This window comes from Porticoccus sp. GXU_MW_L64, from assembly GCF_052983295.1.
In genome coordinates this window covers 141,624-157,266 of the sequence record NZ_JBRKJK010000008.1, presented here as the reverse complement: position 1 = coordinate 157,266, position 15,643 = coordinate 141,624, and the positions used below count along the sequence as shown (strand labels likewise).

At 55.7% G+C, this 15,643-nt stretch carries 20 protein-coding genes; 14 read left to right on the top strand and 6 right to left on the bottom strand.

Translation table 11 applies throughout. The annotated features are described in order from the left end of the window. The first annotated feature begins 17 nt into the window (after window positions 1-17). From ACVBEJ_RS08400 to ACVBEJ_RS08355, 10 genes are all read left to right on the top strand, one after another. The gene (locus ACVBEJ_RS08400; RefSeq protein ID WP_447129172.1) at window positions 18-986 is read left to right on the top strand and encodes a KpsF/GutQ family sugar-phosphate isomerase; all 969 of its coding nucleotides are present in this window, start codon (window positions 18-20) and stop codon (window positions 984-986) included. Between the two features lie 17 nt (window positions 987-1,003). After that, the gene (locus ACVBEJ_RS08395; RefSeq protein WP_447129171.1) at window positions 1,004-1,534 is read left to right on the top strand and encodes a KdsC family phosphatase; all 531 of its coding nucleotides are present in this window, start codon (window positions 1,004-1,006) and stop codon (window positions 1,532-1,534) included. Beyond that, on the top strand, window positions 1,534-2,115 hold the full coding sequence (gene lptC, locus ACVBEJ_RS08390) for an LPS export ABC transporter periplasmic protein LptC (RefSeq protein WP_447129170.1): 582 nt from the start codon (window positions 1,534-1,536) through the stop codon (window positions 2,113-2,115). Before ACVBEJ_RS08395 ends, lptC begins: the two co-directional genes overlap by 1 nt. Further along, on the top strand, window positions 2,084-2,602 hold the full coding sequence (gene lptA / locus ACVBEJ_RS08385; RefSeq protein WP_447129169.1) for a lipopolysaccharide transport periplasmic protein LptA: 519 nt from the start codon (window positions 2,084-2,086) through the stop codon (window positions 2,600-2,602). The genes lptC and lptA overlap by 32 nt, the downstream gene beginning before the upstream one ends. Next, window positions 2,602-3,327, top strand: a complete 726-nt coding sequence (lptB, locus tag ACVBEJ_RS08380) for an LPS export ABC transporter ATP-binding protein (protein WP_447129168.1) — start codon at window positions 2,602-2,604, stop codon at window positions 3,325-3,327. The genes lptA and lptB overlap by 1 nt, the downstream gene beginning before the upstream one ends. A 30-nt stretch (window positions 3,328-3,357) precedes the next feature. Then, entirely contained in the window at window positions 3,358-4,890 is a 1,533-nt protein-coding gene (locus ACVBEJ_RS08375) for an RNA polymerase factor sigma-54 (protein WP_447129167.1), read from the top strand. 34 nt (window positions 4,891-4,924) lie between these two features. Next, on the top strand, window positions 4,925-5,212 hold the full coding sequence (hpf, locus tag ACVBEJ_RS08370) for a ribosome hibernation-promoting factor, HPF/YfiA family (RefSeq protein WP_289153522.1): 288 nt from the start codon (window positions 4,925-4,927) through the stop codon (window positions 5,210-5,212). Between the two features lie 27 nt (window positions 5,213-5,239). Beyond that, window positions 5,240-5,707: a PTS sugar transporter subunit IIA gene (locus ACVBEJ_RS08365; protein ID WP_447129166.1), complete on the top strand. Its 468-nt coding sequence runs from the start codon at window positions 5,240-5,242 to the stop codon at window positions 5,705-5,707. Between the two features lie 121 nt (window positions 5,708-5,828). Further along, window positions 5,829-6,689 carry an RNase adapter RapZ gene (gene rapZ / locus ACVBEJ_RS08360; protein WP_447129165.1) on the top strand — a complete coding sequence of 287 codons (861 nt, stop codon included), beginning with the start codon at window positions 5,829-5,831 and terminating at the stop codon, window positions 6,687-6,689. Further along, entirely contained in the window at window positions 6,686-6,955 is a 270-nt protein-coding gene (locus tag ACVBEJ_RS08355) for an HPr family phosphocarrier protein (RefSeq protein WP_447129164.1), read from the top strand. Before rapZ ends, ACVBEJ_RS08355 begins: the two co-directional genes overlap by 4 nt. A gap of 126 nt (window positions 6,956-7,081) precedes the next feature. Here ACVBEJ_RS08355 and ACVBEJ_RS08350 read toward each other — a convergent pair whose 3' ends face one another. Both ACVBEJ_RS08350 and ACVBEJ_RS08345 read right to left on the bottom strand, forming a co-directional pair. Further along, window positions 7,082-7,969 carry an aldo/keto reductase gene (locus tag ACVBEJ_RS08350; protein WP_447129163.1) on the bottom strand — a complete coding sequence of 296 codons (888 nt, stop codon included), beginning with the start codon at window positions 7,967-7,969 and terminating at the stop codon, window positions 7,082-7,084. A 7-nt stretch (window positions 7,970-7,976) separates the two neighbouring features. Then, a complete protein-coding gene (locus ACVBEJ_RS08345) occupies window positions 7,977-8,405 on the bottom strand; it encodes an RbsD/FucU family protein (protein ID WP_447129162.1) in 429 nt (142 codons plus the stop codon). Window positions 8,406-8,574: 169 nt separating this feature from the next. Here ACVBEJ_RS08345 and ACVBEJ_RS08340 point away from each other — a divergent pair, with 169 nt between their 5' ends. Beyond that, a complete protein-coding gene (locus ACVBEJ_RS08340; RefSeq protein WP_447129161.1) occupies window positions 8,575-8,664 on the top strand; it encodes an HPr family phosphocarrier protein in 90 nt (29 codons plus the stop codon). 132 nt (window positions 8,665-8,796) lie between these two features. Beyond that, window positions 8,797-9,165, top strand: a complete 369-nt coding sequence (locus tag ACVBEJ_RS08335) for a sirohydrochlorin chelatase (protein ID WP_447129160.1) — start codon at window positions 8,797-8,799, stop codon at window positions 9,163-9,165. A gap of 103 nt (window positions 9,166-9,268) precedes the next feature. On the opposite strand, the gene ACVBEJ_RS08330 is transcribed toward ACVBEJ_RS08335, so the two are convergent. Then, window positions 9,269-9,502: a type II toxin-antitoxin system RelE/ParE family toxin gene (locus tag ACVBEJ_RS08330; protein ID WP_447129159.1), complete on the bottom strand. Its 234-nt coding sequence runs from the start codon at window positions 9,500-9,502 to the stop codon at window positions 9,269-9,271. Continuing rightward, a complete protein-coding gene (locus ACVBEJ_RS08325) occupies window positions 9,477-9,737 on the bottom strand; it encodes a type II toxin-antitoxin system ParD family antitoxin (RefSeq protein WP_447129158.1) in 261 nt (86 codons plus the stop codon). Before ACVBEJ_RS08325 ends, ACVBEJ_RS08330 begins: the two co-directional genes overlap by 26 nt. A 205-nt stretch (window positions 9,738-9,942) precedes the next feature. Between ACVBEJ_RS08325 and mgtE the strand changes: the two genes are divergently transcribed. Then, entirely contained in the window at window positions 9,943-11,304 is a 1,362-nt protein-coding gene (mgtE, locus tag ACVBEJ_RS08320) for a magnesium transporter (RefSeq protein WP_447129157.1), read from the top strand. 106 nt (window positions 11,305-11,410) lie between these two features. Next, a complete protein-coding gene (yjgA, locus tag ACVBEJ_RS08315) occupies window positions 11,411-11,938 on the top strand; it encodes a ribosome biogenesis factor YjgA (protein WP_447129156.1) in 528 nt (175 codons plus the stop codon). Between the two features lie 92 nt (window positions 11,939-12,030). Here the strand turns inward: yjgA and ACVBEJ_RS08310 are convergent, their stop codons facing one another. Together ACVBEJ_RS08310 and pnp are read right to left on the bottom strand one after the other, a co-directional pair. Then, entirely contained in the window at window positions 12,031-13,194 is a 1,164-nt protein-coding gene (locus tag ACVBEJ_RS08310) for an aminotransferase class I/II-fold pyridoxal phosphate-dependent enzyme (RefSeq protein WP_447129155.1), read from the bottom strand. Between the two features lie 179 nt (window positions 13,195-13,373). Further along, a complete protein-coding gene (gene pnp / locus ACVBEJ_RS08305; RefSeq protein WP_447129154.1) occupies window positions 13,374-15,503 on the bottom strand; it encodes a polyribonucleotide nucleotidyltransferase in 2,130 nt (709 codons plus the stop codon). Between the last annotated feature and the right edge of the window lie 140 nt (window positions 15,504-15,643).

Below are 15,643 nucleotides of genomic sequence, written 5' to 3'. Positions count from 1 at the left end.
CTACCCGCGAAACCTCCATGACTTCAGCATTTATCGACAGCGGCCGCCGTACCATTCATATTGAAGGCGATTCTGTACGCCAGTTGGAAAGCCGCATCGGTGACGAATTCCAGCAAGCCTGTGAGCTAATGATGGCCGTGAAAGGCCGGGTAATTGTTACCGGCATGGGCAAATCCGGCCATATCGGTGGCAAGATCGCCGCGACCCTGGCCAGCACCGGCACCCCATCCTTTTTTGTTCACCCCGGCGAAGCCAGCCACGGCGATCTGGGCATGATTACCGAGCACGACGCGGTACTGGCTATTTCCAACTCCGGCTCCACCGCCGAAGTCATCACCCTGCTGCCACTGATCAAACGTCTTGGCGTACCGCTGATCAGCATGACCGGCAAACCGGCTTCGCCACTGGCGGAAGCCGCCCATGTGCACCTGGACATCAGTGTAGAGAGCGAGGCCTGCCCGCTGGGGCTGGCACCCACTTCCAGCACCACCGTTACCCTGGTGATGGGCGATGCCCTGGCGGTATCCCTGCTGGAAGCCCGTGGTTTTACCGCCGAAGACTTCGCCTTTTCCCACCCCGGCGGCGCCCTGGGTCGCAAGTTGCTGCTGAAGGTGGAAGACGTCATGCACAAGGGCGATGAAGTACCCCGGGTAAGCCGCGACAGCTCGGTGCGCGATGCCCTGGTGGAAATGACCGGCAAAGGCTTTGGCATGACCACCGTAGTGGATGAACAGCAACACTTATTGGGTGTATTTACCGACGGCGACCTGCGCCGCGCAGTGGATCAGCGCACCGACATCAACACCGCCACCGTGGGCGATGTGATGACACTGAATTGCAAAACCATCTCCTGCAATATGCTAGCCGCTGAAGCGCTGGGCATTATGGAAGATTACAAAATCACCGCTCTGGTGGTGGAAAATGACGACAAGCAACCCTGTGGCGTACTGCACATGCACGATGTACTGCGTGCCGGGGTGGTTTAGCAGAGGGCAGTCGACAGATGACAGATGACAGAAAAGTCACCGAAGCGGCGAAAAAAATTCGGTTATTGCTGCTGGATGTGGATGGTGTACTGACCGATGGCAAGCTGTATTACAGCGAGAGTGGCAACGAAGCCAAGGCGTTTAACATTCAGGACGGCCAGGGCATCAAGCTGTTGCAGCGCAACGGCATTGAAGTGGGCATCATCACCGGCCGCAGCTCCAAACTACTGGCCCGCCGCGCTGCTGAGCTAGGCATAGAAAGAGTGGTGCAGGGCCGCGAAGACAAACTCACCGCCCTCAACGAACTGCTGGAAACCTGCGACTATAAACTGGAAGAAATTGCCCACGTAGGCGACGATCTGCCGGATGTAGCGGTGATCCGCCGGGTGGGATTGGGGGTTGCCGTGGCCAACGCCAACCACTTTGTCGCCGAGCATGCCCTGTGGCAAACCCGCACTCCCGGTGGCGCAGGCGCCATCCGTGAAGTGGCGGAATTGATTCTCAGCGCCCAGGGCAAACTGCAGGCAACTCTTGAGGACTATCTATAGTGCTGCGCCCGCTGCTGATATTCGCCGTTATTGCCGCCCTGGGATGGAATTTTCGCCAGTTCTGGATCTCGCCCCCGGAGAGTTTTTTCAAGCCGACTCCAACCACTGCCGACGTTCCCAAAGCCAATGTCTACATGCTGGACACCGACACCCGTCAATTCAGCGAACAGGGCGAACTCACCTACCGGCTCACGTCAAAGCGCAGCGAACACTTTACCGAGGCCCAGCGCTTTGTGCTGGAAATGCCCAACATCACCTCCTACCAGAGCGATTCCCCACCCTGGAATATATCGGCGGAAAACGGCCTGGTAGAGAAAAACGGTGAGAGCATTCAGCTCACCAATAACGTGGTAGGCCAACATTTCCAGGAACAGCGTGTGATTACCCTGAACACCCCGCAGCTGCTTTTTCTGCCCGAGAAACAAGTCGCGGAAAGCGACAAAGACGTTACAATAACCCTGCCCGGTGCCCAGACATCCGGTGTGGGCTTCAAGGCCAACCTGAAAACCGGCGAATATCAACTACACTCTCGCGTAAAAGGACAGCTGGATGCCACTGCTCCACCCGACACCGACAAGTAAATTTCTGCGCAATTGCCTGCTCTTTTTGGCCATTATTGCTCCATTAGGGCAAACCGCTCTGGCGCTGCCGGAAGATCGCCTGCAACCACTGCAAATCAAGTCTGAACGCAACTCCGGTGACACCAACGGCAATCTGGTGTACAGCGGCGATGTGCAGATTACCCAGGGTTCTCTGCAACTGAAGGCCGACAAAGTGGTGGCGCAAATCAATCAGCAAACCATCAACTGCACCGGCAAACCCGCCTCGTTTCGCCTCACCACCGAAGACTACGGTCTGGTCACCGGCCAGGCGCAAGAACTGTATTTCGACCGCAGCAGCGGCAAGCTGAAACTGTCCAAAGACGCCGTCATTACCAAACAGGACGGTTCCTTTACCCAGGGCGACACCATCACCTACAACATTGATACCGAAACCTGGACGGTAGAAGGGGGCACCACCGTACTGCCACCGGCAGTGCCCAGCGAAGCCAAAGAGGAACGCCCCTGATGGCGACCCTTGAAGCTCGCCACCTGGCCAAATCCTACAAGCGCCGCGCCGTCGTCAAAGACGTATCCATGACCGTGAGCAGCGGCCAGATTGTCGGCCTGCTGGGGCCCAACGGGGCGGGCAAAACCACCTGCTTTTACATGATTGTCGGCCTGGTTCCCCTGGGCGGCGGCGAAATACGGATCGATAGCGAAAACGTCACCCACCTGCCCATGCACGGCCGCGCCCGCAAGGGTTTGGGCTACCTGCCTCAGGAAGCGTCCATTTTTCGTCGCCTCAGTGTGCAGAACAATATCATGGGCATTCTGGAAACCCGCCGTGACCTCAACCGCAAACAGCGCCAGGCGAAACTCGAAGAACTGCTGCAGGAATTCCATATCAGCCACATTCGCGACAGCCTGGGAATGAGTCTGTCCGGTGGTGAACGCCGCCGGGTGGAGATTGCCCGGGCACTGGCTACCGAGCCGCAATTTATTCTGCTGGACGAACCCTTTGCCGGGGTAGACCCGATCTCGGTCAACGACATCAAACAGATTATTCGCCACCTGCGCGACAAGGGCATCGGCGTACTGATTACCGACCACAACGTGCGCGAAACCCTGGATATCTGCCACCACGCCTACATCGTTGGCGAAGGCCACGTTATCGCCGAGGGCAGCGCGGATGATGTACTCAAAAACCAACAGGTGCGTGATACTTATCTGGGTGAGAACTTTGAGTTATAAAAAAATGGCGACTGCAACCAATAACACTCTATGAAGCCAAGCCTGCAATTAAAAATTGGTCAGCACCTGACCATGACGCCACAACTGCAACAAGCCATCCGCTTGCTGCAGCTGTCGTCGTTGGACTTGCAACAGGAAATTCAGCAAGCCCTGTACGACAACCCGCTGCTGGAACTGGCGGAAGAAGAAGATCGTAAAAAGCCCGACGAAAGCACCCCCGCCGACAACAGCGAGCCGCAAAGCAGTGCAGACTCCACATCCGAGCCAGCGGATGCAGAAATTAATGGCCCCAACGACGACTGGGACAACAAAATTCCCGATGAACTACCCGTCGACGCCAGTTGGGACGACCTGTACGAAACCGCCTCCATTGCCAGCCCGACAAAGCAGTCCAGCAGCGTTGGTGAAAGCCGTGACTTTGACACCTTTCAGGCCGTAACGGATTCCCTGCAAGACCACCTGCTGTGGCAGCTCAACCTCACCCCCATGTCCGACAGCGACCAGGTAATCGCCTCCGCCATTATCGACGCCATTGGCGACGACGGTTTTCTGAGCCTGCCTGTCGAGGATATTTGGCAAAGTTTGCTTGATGAAAGTCCGGCAGACCCCGACCAGCCGCAAGAAGAACAACTGGAACTGGATGAAGTGATGGCGGTGCTGCGCCGCATCCAGACCTTCGACCCGGTGGGCGTTGCCGCCACCAGCTTGAGCGACTGTCTGCTGATTCAACTGCGCCAGCTGCCGGAAGAAACACCCTTTCTGGCAGAAGCCAAAACCCTGGCAGAATCCCACCTGGAACAACTGGCCAGCCGCGACAGCAAGCAAATACAAAAACTCACCGGCATGACCCCGGAAACCATCGCCGCCGCAACCACTTTGATACAGGCATTATCGCCTCGCCCCGGCGACCTGGTGCGCAGCGGTGATGTGCAGTACACCGCGCCAGACGTCAAAGTGGACAAAAAAGACGACCGCTGGCAAGTCACCCTCAACAACGACATCGCGCCGGCCCTGCGCATTAACCAAAGCTACGCGCAACTGATTCGCCGCGCCGACAGCAGCGAGCAAAACCGTTTTCTGCGTGACAACTTGCAAGAAGCGCGAGTATTCCTGCGCAGCCTGCAAAGCCGCAACGACACCCTGCTGCGAGTAGCCGCCTGTATTGTAGAAATGCAACAGGCCTTTCTCGACCAGGGGCCAGAGGCCATGAAACCCATGGTACTGGCCGATGTCGCCGAGCGACTGGAACTGCACGAATCCACAATCTCACGGGTGACCACGCAAAAATTTATCGACACCCCGCGAGGCATGTACGAACTGAAGTATTTTTTCTCCAGCCATGTCAGCACCGCTGGCGGCGGCCAGTGTTCGTCCACCGCCATACGCGCCATGCTGAAAAAACTGATCGATGAAGAAAACCCCGCCAAGCCTCTGAGCGACAACAAACTGGCGGCCATCCTCGACGAACAGGGCATACAGGTGGCTCGCCGCACCGTGGCCAAATACCGGGAAAGCCTGAACATCCCCTCGTCCAGCGAACGCAAAAAATACCGCATCAAATAATGCCAATTCCCACAACCAAGTAGAGGAGCGCACCATGCAATTGAACATCAGCGGGCACCATGTGGAAGTTACCGAACCCCTGCGCAACTACGTCATCAGCAAACTCGACCGCCTGCAGCGGCACAACGACAAAATCACCAGCACCAACGTCATTCTCTCCGTGGAAAAACTGGTGCAAAAAGCGGAAGCCACCGTACACGTCAGCGGCGGCGAATTTTTTGCCGACAGTGAACACGACGACCTCTACGCCGCCATCGACACCCTGATCGACAAACTCGACCGGCAACTGATCAAACACAAGGAAAAACAACGCGGACGATAACTCTGCCGTTGTACTGTCATAATCGTTATGCAAATTTCTGAGATACTCACCCCGGAACACACCAACTGTTGCGCCCCCGGCAGCAGTAAAAAACGGGTTCTGGAATACCTGGCCAACTTTTTGGCACAGCTCAACCCGGCAGCCGACAGCGCGGCACTGTACGAACAACTGCTGGCCCGCGAGCGCCTTGGCAGCACCGGCATTGGCGAAGGCGTGGCCATCCCCCACTGCCGTATTGAGGGCATTGATAAAGCAGTTGGCGTAATGCTGCGGTTACAAAAAAGCGTCGATTTCGACGCCATAGACGGCCAGCCGGTGGATTTGGTATTCGCCCTGATTGTGCCCAAAGACGATGGCGACAACCAGGCCAACGACGAACACCTCAACACCCTGGCGAGCATCGCTGAATTGATGCAAAACCCGCAGCGGCGGGAGCAGCTGCGCGAGGCAACGGATAATCGGACGCTGTATAACAGCGCCATACGATCATGCTAACCGTCATTGCGAGGAGCCGCAGGCAGCGCGGCAATCTCGGCCAGCAAGGTAGTGACTTGATGGAGATTGCCGCGGTCGCTGCGCTCCCTCGCAATGACTGCAAAGACTTAGGGAAAGATTAATGAGACTGGTAGTGATCAGCGGACGCTCCGGCTCCGGTAAAAGTACCGCGCTGCACGTGCTGGAAGACGTGGGATTTACCTGCATCGACAACTTGCCCGCGGAATTGCTGCCGCCGCTGTTTCAACAATACCAGGCATCGGGAAATCACAGCGACCACAAAATCGCCGTGGGCATAGACGCCCGCAATCTGCTGGGCGACTTTACCCAACTGCCACAGATTCTGGAACAACTGAAAAACAGCGGCGTCAGCCACGAAGTGATTTTTCTCGACGCCCGCACCCCGATATTGCTGCAGCGCTTTAGCGAAACCCGCCGCAAGCACCCGCTCAGCTCCGACAACCTGGCACTGAAAGAAGCCATCAAACTGGAACGCAAACTGCTGGAACCGGTAGCGTCCATCGCCACTCGCTCCGTCGATACCAGTGCCATGACCCTGCACCAGCTGCGTGACCTGATCAAAAAGCAGGTGGTGCCCGACAGCCAGGGCGATATGGCCATCCTGTTCCAGTCGTTTGGCTTCAAACGCGGCGTCCCGGCGGATGTGGATTTTGTGTTTGACGTGCGCTGCCTGCCAAACCCCTACTGGAAGCCGGAACTGAGAGCACTTACCGGCAACGACAGCGACGTGATCGAATTTCTTGAGCGGCAAGTGGACGTGGCTCATATGCTGGCAGACATCATCGGCTACCTGGAACGCTGGCTGCCCAAATTCCAGGCCAACAACCGCAGCTATCTGACCATTGCCATCGGCTGTACCGGCGGCCAGCATCGCTCCGTTTACCTGGCCAACAAACTGTGCGAATACTTTTCCGGCAAGCTCACCAACGTGGTTCAGACTCACCACCGGGAGCAGTCGTGATCACCGCAGAGCTGACTATCATCAACAAACTCGGCCTGCACGCCCGCGCCGCCACCAAACTGGCACAAACCGCCGGCCGCTTTGCCAGCACCGTGCGCTGCGGCCACAGCGGCAAAATGGTGGATTGCAAAAGCGTGATGGCAGTGATGTTGCTGGCAGCCTCCAAAGGCACAACGCTGAGCTTTGAAATCGACGGCAGCGATGAGCAGGAAGCGACGGATACCATCGCTGAGTTAATAGGGGATTATTTTGGGGAGGGGCAGTGACAGCTTCGGGCGGCGAGCTTCTGGCTACGGGCAGACCGAGGACAGCTGTTATTCTGAGCAAGATACCACCGTCATCCTGCTCGCAGCCAGCAGCCCGTAGCTAGTAACTAACTCTTTGAGCTTCAATCACCAAGTGACATTATCCGGATCAAGACAAATCATCTCATTGCTGTGTTTGTCATTGATGACTTCCATATCCCTATCATTAATTTCAAAATCCCATATATCGGCGTTCTCTCTGATGCGCGTTGGGTTAGAGGATTTTGGAACCACCATCAGTCCCTGCTGGATATCCCAGCGCAAAATCAATTGCGCCACCGTTTTTTTGTAGTGTTCTGCCATGGCAAGTAACTCAGGGTCTACCAATAATTTGCCATGGGTCAGTGGTGTATGGGCTTGCGGTTGAATATCGTTTTTATGGCAATAGGCAATTAATTCCTTGCGATGCAGAAAGGGATGATTTTCAAATTGATTCACCATGGGCAAACAATCAAAGCGTTCAGCCAGTGCATCAAGATGATGCGGCATAAAATTGCACACGCCAATGGCTTTTGCTCTGCCACTTTCATAGATGGTGAGCATATCCTCCCAGGCTTGCAGATAATGACCTTCAATGGCCCAGTGCATTAAATACAGGTCGACATAATCCGCTTGTAAATTTTCCAGGCTTTTTTCAAAAGCCCGCAGGCTATCGTCTGTGCGTTGCATGCTGTTAGGAAGTTTGGTGGTAATGAATACGTCTTCTCGCAACACTCCACACTGCGACAGTGAGTTAGTCAAAAAGGATTCATTGCCATAATCAAAGGCGGTATCGAAATTGCGATACCCCGCGCTAACTGCTGCCTCGACAGCATTATCCATTGCTGCCTGGTCTTCGATGCGAAAAACGCCCAACCCCATTTTTGGCATGCAAATGCCATTAGCCAATGACACTGTTTCCATAGCAAACACCGTTATTACATCTATGAATTCAAAATTTCCCGTAGGGCGGATTAGCGAGGCGTAATCCGCCATTACAATGCTACCCAATAATTCCCTTGGTCAACAACACATTGCCATACAACCGGGACTCCCCGGTGCTGACAATGGCATAGGCGCTTTTTACCCGCTCGTAAAAGGCAAACCGCTCCAAAGTGGCCGCTTGCACCGGGTTGCTTTCCCGGTTGGCGACGATGCTGCGAAACTCGCTGACAATCTCGGGCACAGCATCCGGGTCGCCCACCACCTGCATGGTGTGCACCGGGTAGTCCACAAAGGTGTCCAGGGGCAGTACCGCAAGTACCGCATCCAACACATCGGTGGCGCTGCAACCGTCCAGCCGCACCAGGCGGTTAGCGTTGCTGTCGGCGGGGTAGTTGGCGTCGACAATGGCAATCTCATCGCCGTGGCCCATGGCGCGCAACAGTTTGAGCAATTCCGGGCCCAGCAGTGGGGGGATGTTTTTCAGCATGGTTTTTCTCGGTTATCGTATTCTGTCTTATTGCGTGTAGGGTGCTTTCTGTAGGTGGGGTGTGCGTAGCATAATCCACCATGTCAGTGGCAATAGAGTTTTGGTGGATTACGCTACGCTAATCCACCCTACGTTCAACTCCTTCGCGATGACCATATAAGGCACCATATTGAATTTTGAAATTGAGGGAAGCAATGAACAACAAGCGCTGGACACCCTCTCTGAACTGATTAATGATTACTTTGGCGAGGGGCAGTAACCGCTTAGAGCAACCCGAGTTGACTTTGTCGTTCTGAGCAATGCACCACCGTCATCCTGAGCAATGCACCACCGTCATCCTGAGCGCAGCGAAGGATCTTGTATTTCCCCTCTCCCACCAAGGGCACCCTCCATGTCACACACCCTGATCCTGATCTCCCACGGCAGCCCCAGAGCCCAGGCAAACAAGGAATTTCTCGCCCTGGTAGAACAAGTTGCAGACAAGGTACAAGGGCAATACAACCAGGTGAAAGGCGCGTTTCTCGGTTCTACCACGCCGGACATAGCCGCCGCCATAGAAAGCGCGATTGCCGAAGACTCTACCGCCATCACCGTACTGCCTTACTTCCTCAACTCCGGTGTTCACGTAGCCAAAGATATTCCGGCAATTATTGAGCAACAACAGCAAAACAACCCCCACTGCACCATCACCCTGCTGCCCTGCTTTGGGCTCGATCCGGACATCGCCGAACTGATTGCCAGGCAGGTTGGTGATCTGTAATACTCTAGTGGGACTTTTCCAGCCATTCACCTTATTTCAAAATAACTGAGTATATCCACACTCTTGTGGACAACACCGATAACATCTATCTCAGATTCATTAATCAGGTAAAAACGAGATGGGAACCTTGGGGAAAACAATAATAGCCATCGCATATATCCTCTCGGTGTTTACCCATTTTAGGACACTGCGCCAACCATTCAAAACGAGCGTACAGGTGGGCAATGTACAAATCCGCCTGCTGCTCACCCCAGGTTGAAGTGCTGTAGCGCCAAATATCGCGTAAGTCCGCTTTCGCTTGAGGAGTAAGGTTAAATTGCCTGATCACGAAATTCATCCTTGAATTCAGCCAACATCCCTTCCAGGGATTGGTCCACATACTCCCCGGCATCCGCCTGCCGAGCACCTTCAAGCAAATGCGCACGCAACGCTTCCAGCTTGGTTTTTCGCTCTTCCAGATTGCGCAGAGCATCTCGCACAACTTCACTGGCGCTACCGTAGCGGCCGCTGGATACCTCGCTTTTAATAAAGGTTTCCCAGTGAGGACCAAGGCTTAAGCTTGTATTGGCCATTTCAAATACCCACTATTCATAATTATTAGAATTGAATATACGCCTAAGGGTTCTGAGATGCAAAGTCTATCAACTGGCAAGGATATCCGGCGACCAAACAAAGATTGACTCATACTTGCTCGTAGACAGACGCTCGTAGCCCGCAGCCATATAAATCAGTAAACTACCCGCCATCTACTCAGGCCAACCAACGGGGGAATGCGCGATGCCATCGGTTACCAACACCGCCAATCACCTCGAACAGCTGGAGCTGATCAGCGAAGCTCTGGATTCCGGCACCCTGCACCACACCCGCCATATGCTGAACTCCCTGTCAGCGCCGGAAATTGCCGACCTGATCGAATCCTCCCCCCCGAAAGAGCGCCATGTACTCTGGGAATTGGTGGATAAAGAATCCGAAGGCGACGTGTTGCAGGAACTGGACGAGGATGTCCAAAAACTGTTCCTGAAAGATATGGACAGCGAAGAACTGGCCAGCCTTGCCGAAGGCATGGACGTGGACGACCTGGCGGACATTCTGCAACAGCTGCCGGACCGCATTACCGCGGAAGTGCTGCAGGCCATGAGCACCCAGGACCGCCAGCGGGTAGAGAGCGTGCTCACCTACGAAGAAGACACCGCCGGCGGCATGATGGACACCGACACCATCACCGTCAGGCCCGACCTCACCATCGACGTAGTGCTGCGCTTCCTGCGCCGCCACGACGAACTGCCCGACGGCACCGATAACCTGTTCGTGGTGAACCGCAAAGACGTATTTCTCGGTATCCTGCCACTGCGCAAAGTGCTTACCGCCTCCGACAGCATTACCGTGCGGGAACTGATGGATACCGAAGTGGAAGCCATCCCCGCCAACCTGGAAGACACCGAAGTGGCGCACCTGTTCGAACGCCACGACTGGCTATCCGCACCGGTGGTGGACGACAACAGCAAACTGCTGGGCCGTATTACCATCGACGATGTGGTGGACGTGATTATTGAGGAGGCAGATCACTCCCTGCTGGGCCTGGCGGGTCTCAGCGATGAAGAAGACACCTTTGGCTCGGTGCGCCGCACCGCACCGCGCCGCGCCCTGTGGCTGGGTATCAACCTGATTACCGCCATTATTGCCTCGTTGGTGATCAAACAGTTCTCCGATTCCATCGAAACCATCGTCGCCCTGGCGGTGCTGATGCCCATTGTCGCCAGCATGGGCGGCGTGGCCGGCAGCCAAACCCTGACCGTAGTGATTCGCGGCATGGCCCAGGGCCAGATTGGGCGCAGTAACCTGGGCTGGCTGCTCAACAAGGAATTCGGCGTTGGCCTGCTCAACGGCCTGCTGTGGGCAGGGGTAATGGGGCTGGCAGCGGGATATTATTTCGACACTGAAAATATCGGCTGGGTGATCGCCGCCGCCATGGTCATCAACCTGATTACCGCCGCCGTGTTTGGCGCGCTACTGCCCATATTCCTGCGCGCCATCAATATCGATCCGGCCCTGGCGGGCAGCGTAGTGCTGACCACCATTACCGATGTGGTGGGGTTTTTGGCCTTCCTGGGGCTGGCAACCATATACCTGTTACCATAGTTTACGATTTGTCTTGCAGGGTGGATTAGCGCAGCGTAATCCACCAACTCACCAAAGCAAATGGTGGATTACGCTGCGCTAATCCACCCTACTATACTTAAGCACCATGATTGATTTTCCCGACGACTACGGCAAAGACCCGGAAGAAGCAGAAGAAGTGATTCTGGTCAGTAAAACTGAACTGAAGCGGGACATGCAAGAGCTGCAACAACTGGGGGAAACCCTGGTTGAACTGCCGGAAAAACAACTGGAAAAAATCACCCTGCCAGACAATCTCGACGACGCGATCCAACTGGCGCGGCGCTTAAAACACCGGGAAGGCCGCCGCCGTCAGTTGCAATTTATCGGCAAACTGATGCGCGATATCGACGTCACAGAAATCCGTCAGCAACTTGAACAGTTCGACCAACAAAGCCGCGCCTTCCGCCAACAGTTTCACCAACTGGAACAATGGCGCGACCGCCTGGTGGCCGAGGGCGACAGCGCTCTTAACGAGTGGATGGCAGAGCACCCGGAAACCGACCGGCAACAAATCAGGCAACTGATTCGCCAGGCGCAAAAAGAACAGTCCCAGAACAAAGCGCCAACGGCGAGTCGGAAATTATTTAAAGTGTTGCGGGAAAGCAGTGAATAACCGTTTCTTGTCATCCTGAGCACCGCGAAGGATCTCGACGTTAATGCAAGATAGAGATTCTTCGCTTCGCTCAGAATGACACCAAGACATACTCAGAGCGATACAACTCCCACCGCCAGACGCTCCAGCGCCTCCTCCAACCTGTCCATCTGCGCCGTGTAGGTAAAACGCACATACCTGTTGGCATTGTGAACACCAAAGTCGGTGCCCGGTGTAAACGCCACGCCTTGCTCCTTGAGCATGCGCCAGCAAAACGCCTCGCCATCGTCGGTAAAGTTATCCACATTGGCATAAACATAAAATGCCCCTGCGGGAAGATGGTTAATGCCGAAGCCAATTTCCCGCAGGCCCTTGACCAGAAAATCCCGGCGGCGCTGAAATTCTTCACGGCGCTGTTCAAGGATTCCCTCGGTTTCTGGTTGCAGTGCAGCCAGGGCCGCGTATTGGGATATGGCCGGACTGGAGATATAAAAATTCTGCGCCAGTGTATTGATTTTATCTTGCGCTGCTTCCGGCACTACTGCCCAGCCCAGACGCCAGCCAGTCATGCCGAAGTATTTGGAAAAGCTGTTGATCACAAAAGCATCGTTGGTCATTTCCAAAACCGAAGCAACATCCACATCTCCGTAGGTCAAGCCGTGGTAAATCTCGTCCACCACCAAAGCCGCCTGTTTTTCCACGGTTAATTGATGCAGTGCAGCCAGGTTATCGCGGGTGATGATTTCCCCGGTGGGGTTATTCGGTGACGCCACCATGACCCCGCGAGTATTGGCTTGCCAGTATTCGCGAGCCAACTCTGCGGTCAGCTGAAAATGGTTACTCGCATCCACTGGTACCGACTGCGGCTCGGCATCCAGGCGGCGCACGAAGTTGGGATTACAGGGGTAACCGGGGTCGGAAAGCAGTAAGCCATCACCAGGGTTTAACAACAGCTCGCATACCATACCCAGCGCGGCACTGCTGCCGGTGGTAATGATCACCCGTTCAGGCGCTACGGCCACTCCATAACGGCGTTGGTATAACTCCGCCACCGCCTCGCGCAATTGGGGAATACCACAGGCCGCGGTGTACTTGGTATGCCCCGCTGCCATGGCCTGCTGAGCTGCTTCAAGCACCGGCTGCGGTGTAGCAAACGCCGGCTCCCCCACTTCCATACGCACAATGTCCCGCCCCTGAGCTTGCAGCTCCATGGCGGCGGCGAGAATGTCCATGGCTTTAAAGGAAGTAATGCCGCGGCAGCGGTTGGCGAATTGCATAAGGTAAGCCTGATTGCGGGATACAAGCCACGAGACTGCCACGTCACTGAGCGACTCGCAATGACATCACTTGCCAATCAATTGAGCCATATCTGACACAGCGTCCGACTTCTGACATCCGACATCCAGCCACAAAAAACGGGGCCGCAGCCCCGTTTTTTGTCACGCACTGGAGAAAGTTACTCCCCCTGCGGCGCGTCCTCAGCCGGTGCTTCCGCACCTTCCTGCTGAATGTCTTTCATGGTCAGCTTGATGCGGCCGCGGGCGTCCACGTCCAGTACCTTGACAGGAACGGTTTGACCTTCCTGCAGGTAGTCGGTGACTTTCTCAACTCGCTCTTGGGCGATTTGAGAAATGTGCACCAGGCCGTCGGTGCCAGGCATGATGGTGACGAAGGCGCCGAAGTCGACAATGCGGGCCACGGTGCCCTGGTAGATTTTGCCGATTTCCGCTTCGGCGGTGATTTCTTCAATCTTGAAGACTGCCAGGTCCAGGGACTCTTTGTCGGCGGCGTAGATGCGGATGCTGCCGTCGTCTTCGATGTCGATGGAAGCGCCGGTTTCTTCGGTGAGGGCACGAATAGTTGCGCCGCCTTTACCGATGACATCGCGAATCTTGTCCGGGTCGATCTTCAGGGTGGAGAAGCGCGGGGCGCTTTCCGCCACCGCTTCACGGCCGCTGTCGATCACTTTGTTCATCTCGCCGAGGATGTGCAGACGGGCGTGCAGGGCCTGCTCCAGGGCGATTTCCATGATTTCTTCGTTGATGCCTTCGATCTTGATGTCCATTTGCAGGGCGGTAATGCCTTTGGCGGTACCGGCCACTTTAAAGTCCATGTCACCCAAGTGGTCTTCGTCGCCGAGAATATCGGTGAGTACCGCAAATCCGCTCTGCTCTTTCACCAGGCCCATAGCAATACCGGCAACCGGTGCTTTCAGAGGCACGCCAGCGTCCATCAACGCCAGTGAAGCGCCACATACGGAGGCCATGGAGCTGGAGCCGTTGGATTCGGTAATCTCCGATACCACGCGAATGGTGTAGGGAAATTCTTCAACGTTCGGCAGTACCGCAGCAATACCGCGGCGCGCCAGGCGGCCGTGGCCCACTTCACGACGGCCGGTAAAGCCGATGCGACCACACTCGCCCACGGAATAGGGAGGGAAGTTGTAGTGCAGCATGAACGGGTCTTTGCGCTCCCCTTCCAGGGCGTCGATGATCTGCGCATCACGTACCGCCCCCAGGGTAGCGGTGGCAATGGCTTGAGTTTCACCACGGGTGAACAAAGCCGTGCCGTGCACGTTGGGCAGCAGGCCCACTTCCACGTTGATGCCGCGAACGGTTTTGCTGTCGCGGCCATCGATGCGGGGTTCACCGGCAATAATGCGGCCACGAACGATTTCTTTTTCCAGTTTCTTGAAGTAGTCACCCACAGTGTCAGCGGCAACGCCACCTTCTTCGTCGCTTGACAGGGCTTCAACAGCCGCATCGCGCAATTCGTTTACGCGGGTAACGCGCTCTTGCTTGTCGATAATGGTGTAAGCGGCAGCCAGATCTGCGCCCACTTTCTGGTTGAGGGCGGTTTTCAGGTCGGCGTTAACTTCCGCCGCCTGCCAGTCCCAGCGGGGTTTGCCCACTTCGGCAACCAGTTGCTCGATTACCTGAATCACTGCCTGCATTTCCTGGTGAGCGAACAGTACCGCGCCCAGCATCAGGTCTTCCGGCAGTTCTTTGGCTTCGGATTCCACCATCAGCACCGCTTCTTTGGTGCCGGCAACCACCATGTCCAGCACCGAGCCTTGCAGCTCGCTGTAGGTGGGGTTCAGCAGGTAGCCGTCTTGTTGGCTAAAGCCAACCCGGGCGGCACCGATGGGGCCGCTAAAGGGCACACCGGAAATAGCCAGCGCCGCAGACGCACCGATCATGGCGGGAATGTCCGGGTCGATGTTTTTGTTGGCGGAGATTACCGTACAAACCACCTGCACTTCGTTTTTGAAGCCATCGGGAAACAGCGGGCGGATGGGGCGGTCGATCAGGCGGGAGGTCAGAGTTTCTTTTTCAGAAGGGCGACCTTCGCGCTTGAAGAAACCACCGGGGATTTTACCGGCGGCGTAGGCTTTTTCCTGGTAGTTCACGGTCAGCGGGAAAAAGTCCTGGCCGGGCTTGGCTTGCTTGGCGCCAACAACGGTACAAAGTACCGCAGTGTCGTCCATGGAGCAGATTACCGCTCCGCTGGCCTGGCGCGCAACGCGGCCAGTTTCCAGGGTGATGGTGTGGTTTCCGTATTGGAATTTTTTAATGGTAGGAGTCATTACATTTTCCTGTATTTTTTGATCCCGCAGCTGCGGTGTTTTTGCTGCTCGGGTTACCTATGACAACTCCCCCTATTCGTCATTGCGAGCGAAGCGAAGCAATCTCGTGACAGCCAGGAGATTGCCGCGTCGCCTTCGGC

What these genes read in the sequence shown, in the direction of transcription:
- pnp (WP_447129154.1), bottom strand. Translation starts at nt 15,503, where the DNA reads ATGACTCCTACCATTAAAAAATTCCAATACGGAAACCACACCATCACC.
- ACVBEJ_RS08345 (WP_447129162.1), bottom strand. Translation starts at nt 8,405, where the DNA reads ATGCTGAAAAACATCCCCCCACTGCTGGGCCCGGAATTGCTCAAACTG.
- ACVBEJ_RS08310 (WP_447129155.1), bottom strand. Translation starts at nt 13,194, where the DNA reads ATGCAATTCGCCAACCGCTGCCGCGGCATTACTTCCTTTAAAGCCATG.
- ACVBEJ_RS08395 (WP_447129171.1), top strand. Translation starts at nt 1,004, where the DNA reads ATGACAGATGACAGAAAAGTCACCGAAGCGGCGAAAAAAATTCGGTTA.
- ACVBEJ_RS08365 (WP_447129166.1), top strand. Translation starts at nt 5,240, where the DNA reads ATGCAAATTTCTGAGATACTCACCCCGGAACACACCAACTGTTGCGCC.
- ACVBEJ_RS08335 (WP_447129160.1), top strand. Translation starts at nt 8,797, where the DNA reads ATGTCACACACCCTGATCCTGATCTCCCACGGCAGCCCCAGAGCCCAG.
- lptA (WP_447129169.1), top strand. Translation starts at nt 2,084, where the DNA reads ATGCCACTGCTCCACCCGACACCGACAAGTAAATTTCTGCGCAATTGC.
- yjgA (WP_447129156.1), top strand. Translation starts at nt 11,411, where the DNA reads ATGATTGATTTTCCCGACGACTACGGCAAAGACCCGGAAGAAGCAGAA.
- rapZ (WP_447129165.1), top strand. Translation starts at nt 5,829, where the DNA reads ATGAGACTGGTAGTGATCAGCGGACGCTCCGGCTCCGGTAAAAGTACC.
- mgtE (WP_447129157.1), top strand. Translation starts at nt 9,943, where the DNA reads ATGCCATCGGTTACCAACACCGCCAATCACCTCGAACAGCTGGAGCTG.
- ACVBEJ_RS08330 (WP_447129159.1), bottom strand. Translation starts at nt 9,502, where the DNA reads ATGAATTTCGTGATCAGGCAATTTAACCTTACTCCTCAAGCGAAAGCG.
- ACVBEJ_RS08400 (WP_447129172.1), top strand. Translation starts at nt 18, where the DNA reads ATGACTTCAGCATTTATCGACAGCGGCCGCCGTACCATTCATATTGAA.
- ACVBEJ_RS08375 (WP_447129167.1), top strand. Translation starts at nt 3,358, where the DNA reads ATGAAGCCAAGCCTGCAATTAAAAATTGGTCAGCACCTGACCATGACG.
- lptB (WP_447129168.1), top strand. Translation starts at nt 2,602, where the DNA reads ATGGCGACCCTTGAAGCTCGCCACCTGGCCAAATCCTACAAGCGCCGC.
- hpf (WP_289153522.1), top strand. Translation starts at nt 4,925, where the DNA reads ATGCAATTGAACATCAGCGGGCACCATGTGGAAGTTACCGAACCCCTG.
- ACVBEJ_RS08325 (WP_447129158.1), bottom strand. Translation starts at nt 9,737, where the DNA reads ATGGCCAATACAAGCTTAAGCCTTGGTCCTCACTGGGAAACCTTTATT.
- ACVBEJ_RS08350 (WP_447129163.1), bottom strand. Translation starts at nt 7,969, where the DNA reads ATGGCGGATTACGCCTCGCTAATCCGCCCTACGGGAAATTTTGAATTC.